This window comes from Paraburkholderia sp. (assembly GCF_035656215.1).
In the GTDB taxonomy this organism is placed as follows: domain Bacteria; phylum Pseudomonadota; class Gammaproteobacteria; order Burkholderiales; family Burkholderiaceae; genus Paraburkholderia.
Window position 1 is genome coordinate 1 of the sequence record NZ_DASRSY010000164.1, and the last position, 4,239, is coordinate 4,239.

Annotated in this window: 3 protein-coding genes and 1 pseudogene; all 4 read right to left on the reverse strand. The window is 61.4% G+C overall.

Annotated elements, in window-relative coordinates:
- Window positions 1-268 precede the first annotated feature (268 nt).
- Window positions 269-1,123 carry a 3-deoxy-8-phosphooctulonate synthase gene (kdsA, locus tag VFE81_RS09705; protein ID WP_097389693.1) on the reverse strand — a complete coding sequence of 285 codons (855 nt, stop codon included), beginning with the start codon at window positions 1,121-1,123 and terminating at the stop codon, window positions 269-271.
- Window positions 1,120-2,793: a CTP synthase gene (locus VFE81_RS09710; protein ID WP_325044388.1), complete on the reverse strand. Its 1,674-nt coding sequence runs from the start codon at window positions 2,791-2,793 to the stop codon at window positions 1,120-1,122. The genes kdsA and VFE81_RS09710 overlap by 4 nt, the downstream gene beginning before the upstream one ends.
- 241 nt (window positions 2,794-3,034) lie before the next feature.
- The gene (locus VFE81_RS09715; RefSeq protein ID WP_325044389.1) at window positions 3,035-3,838 is read right to left on the reverse strand and encodes an alpha/beta hydrolase; all 804 of its coding nucleotides are present in this window, start codon (window positions 3,836-3,838) and stop codon (window positions 3,035-3,037) included.
- 107 nt (window positions 3,839-3,945) lie between these two features.
- Window positions 3,946-4,239: pseudogene (locus VFE81_RS09720) on the reverse strand (competence protein ComEC); the annotation flags it as partial.

The following is a 4,239-nucleotide window of genomic DNA, read 5'->3' on the forward strand; positions in this document are numbered from 1 at the left end:
AGAATCTCTCGACCGATGATATCTACGATAGCACTCATGGTTTCCTCAAGAAATGACGTTGAATTCTTTACTGTGAAACTGTGTCGATCCGGAGTTAGTGCTTCAGCACTTACTCCGGTCCCACGCAGCGCGCTCCGGTCCCATGCAGAGGACCGGTCTCCCCAGCACACCACGCGCCCTGATGCTTTCGACGACCATTGCGTGCATTCGCCGCATGCCGACCGAGCCCATTGTGCAGCCCGATCGTGACACGCCGCGAATGCCTGAATCAGTTGAAATCGCTTTCGAGGAACGGCGCGCGCTTGACGGCCTGATCCAGCGTAACAAGCGTTTCGAGCAGATCGGCCATACGATGCAACGGCACCGCGTTCGGGCCGTCCGACTTGGCTTCCGAAGGCTTCGGATGGGTTTCCATGAAGAGACCCGCCACACCCGTCGCCACTGCGGCACGCGCCAGCACCGGCACGAATTCGCGCTGACCGCCCGAGCTCGTGCCCTGCCCGCCCGGCAACTGCACCGAGTGGGTGGCGTCGAACACGACCGGCGCGTTGGTTTCGCGCATGATCGCAAGCGATCGCATGTCCGACACGAGGTTGTTATAGCCGAACGACACGCCGCGTTCGCACGCCATGAAACGGTCTTCCGAGAGACCTGCTTCACGCGCTGCATCACGCGCCTTGTCGATCACATTCTTCATGTCGTGCGGTGCGAGAAACTGGCCTTTCTTGATGTTGACCGGTTTGCCCGAACGCGCGCAAGCATGGATGAAGTCGGTTTGACGGCACAGAAAAGCAGGCGTTTGCAGGACGTCGACCACCGACGCAACCTGCTCGATCTCGTGCTCGGCATGCACATCGGTCAGTACCGGCAAACCGAGCTGACGCTTCACTTCCGACAGGATGCGCAAACCTTCGTCCATGCCCAGACCGCGGAACGACTTGCCGCTGCTGCGGTTGGCCTTGTCGTACGACGATTTGTAGATGAACGGAATGTTCAGCTTCGCGCAGATTTCCTTCAGCCGGCCTGCCGTGTCGATCGTCATCTGTTCGGATTCGACGACACAGGTGCCTGCGATCAGGAAAAACGGCTTGTCGAGCCCGATTTCGAAATCGCCCAGTTTCATGCTTTCTCCCCAACTTCATTCACCGCGTGCGACTGTTGATGTGCAAGCGCCGCTTCGACGAACGACTTGAACAGCGGGTGGCCGTCACGCGGCGTGGACGTGAATTCCGGGTGGAACTGCACGCCGACGAACCACGGGTGCATGCTGCGCGGCAATTCCATCATCTCCGGCAGATCTTCACTCGGGGTACGGGCGCTGATGATAAGCCCGCCAGCTTCGAGCTGGGGCACGAAGCGGTTATTGACTTCATAACGGTGGCGATGGCGTTCGTTCACGTCCTTGCCATAGATCTCTTCGGCCATCGTGCCGGGCTTGATCGGGCAACGTTGCGAACCGAGGCGCATCGTGCCGCCCAGATCCGACTCTTCGGTGCGCTTCTCGACCTTGCCTTCGCGGTCGTACCACTCGGTGATCAGTGCAACCACGCGGTTCTCGGTTTCCTGATCGAACTCGGTGCTGTTCGCATTCTTCAGGCCGACCACGTCGCGGGCAAATTCGATCACGGCCAGCTGCATGCCGAGGCAGATGCCCAGATACGGCACCTTCGCTTCACGCGCATAGCGGATCGCGGCAATCTTGCCTTCGGTGCCACGACGGCCGAAGCCACCCGGCACGAGCACCGCATCGAGATGCTTGAGGCTTTCGACGCCTTGCGTCTCAACTTCTTCCGAATCGATGTACTGGATGTTGACCTTGGTCGACGTATGCATCGACGCATGGCGCAACGCTTCGATCAGCGACTTGTACGACTCGGTCAGATCGACATACTTGCCGACCATGCCGATCGTGACTTCGTGCTGCGGGTGTTCGAGCTTCTCGACGAGGTTCGACCACATCGACAGATCGGCCGACTTCGGCGTGAGCTTGAGCTCTTCGCAGATGATCGCGTCCAGACCCTGGTCGTGCAGCATCTGCGGAATCTTGTAGATGCTGTCGGCGTCCCACACGGAAATCACCGCGTCTTCGGGCACGTTCGAGAACATCGAAATCTTCGCGCGCTCGTCGTCCGGAATCGGGCGGTCGGCGCGGCACAGCAGAACGTGCGGCGAGATACCGATTTCGCGCAGCTTCTGCACGCTGTGTTGCGTGGGCTTGGTTTTCAGCTCGCCTGCGGTGGCGACCCAGGGCACCAGCGTGAGGTGCACGAAGCACGCGCTGTTGCGGCCCATGCGCAGGCTCATCTGACGCGCGGCCTCAAGGAACGGCAGCGATTCGATGTCGCCCACGGTGCCGCCCACTTCGACGATCGCGACATCCGGCTCACCACACGTCGCAGAAGCTGCGCCGCGTTCGATGAACGCCTGGATTTCGTTGGTAATGTGCGGAATGACCTGCACCGTCTTGCCGAGATAATCGCCGCGGCGTTCCTTGCGGATAACCGATTCGTAAATCTGGCCTGTGGTGAAGTTGTTGGCCTTGCGCATCTTCGTGCTGATGAAGCGCTCATAGTGGCCGAGATCGAGGTCAGTCTCCGCTCCGTCTTCCGTTACGAACACTTCGCCGTGTTGAAACGGGCTCATCGTGCCGGGGTCGACGTTGATGTAGGGATCGAGCTTGAGGAGGGTGACTCTAAGACCGCGCGATTCGAGGATCGCGGCGAGGGAAGCGGCGGCAATACCCTTGCCGAGGGAAGATACTACGCCGCCGGTGACGAAAACATATTTGGTCATCGCTGGATGCTCGCGGGAAAAACGGATTATACCGTAAAGCAGGTCTCAACCCAGCAAAATCCGAGCGACATCTGCATGCACCGATGCTATGGCGGCGGCAATCGCCGTGCGCCGATCATGCACTGTTTTCGCGGCGGCGCCCAACCGCATTAGCAGGCCGCGCCGCCACCGCTGCCCGCGCGGGGGCCACCTACAAGCGTGCCACCGCCGATGCACTCGCGCGAGGCGAAGCGCATGGGCTTTAAGCCCCCCGCTCCAGTTCGCGCAGCATCCGCTGCACTGCGCGCGCAGTTTCAAGCGGTTTTTCCATTGGATACAGATGGCTGCCTTCGATCCATTCCACATGACCGCCCGTCGCGCGGCGAGTGGCGTCCAGACCCGCCTGGCGCACCTCCCTGGAATGCGTGCCGGCGATGAACCCCACCGGCACCGGGGCACCGCGCGCAAGACGCGGCCCAAGCGTATGGGGCAAGGTCTTATATATCTGATACTCCGTGCGCCGGTCGAAAGCGAGCGACCGGCCGCCGTCGGGCGAGCTCTGCGGAATGCCGAAGTCGATGTAATCGGACAGCATCCGCTCGTCCCAACGCGCGAACGCCGGCTTCGAATGAAAGTGCCGCCACGCCTCGTCGCGGCTAGCCCATTGCGTGCGGCGCGCGCGGGTAGCGGCCGCGGGCGAAAGCCGCTCGTCGAGTCCGGTCCATTGTGACACCCGCAGCATGCTGCTGCGCCAGCCGGCGATCACAGGCGAATCGAGCATCACCACGCCTTTTACCCACTGCGGCTTTTTCAACGCGGCCATCAGCGACAGATAGCCGCCCAGCGAATGGCCGACCAGCCATACCGGCCGTTCGTAGGTACGACCGACGTCGTCGAGCAACTGCTCGACCAGATGCGGCCAATCCTGCGTGACCGGATAACGCGCGTCGTGGCCGATGCGCTCGATGGAGCGCAATTCGTAGTCGTCGGCGAGTTCGGCGAAGATCGTCCGGTACGTCGACGCCGGGAAACCGTTCGCATGCGAGAAGTGGATGATGTTTTTCAACTGCGACTATCTCCGTTCTGTTTTAGCGCTCGGGCTTTGGGCCTGGCTTTTCGTGCAGGCTCCGAGCCCAGCGGCGCATTTGTTCTATCTGTGCGGCCGGCAATCTATCAGCGATCCATCCAGTAGCGGTGCTGCGTGTCGCGATAGCGCTCGAGCGTCAGCGCGGCGCCGTTCAACCCCGCGCTGACTCCCGGGCTTCCCTCGGGTCCGGCGTTCGGATCGAGACCTGGGCTCAAACCCGGGCTGACGTCGACCCGCGCCGCGCCGTCCGCATCGCTGCGCGCAAGCTCGATGTGCCGTGCCTTGTAACGTTCGAACACACCCGCGTTCGGATGATGAAAACGGTTGCGATAGCCTACCTGAAATAGCGCGATGAGCGGGTCGATAGAGTCGAGGAACGG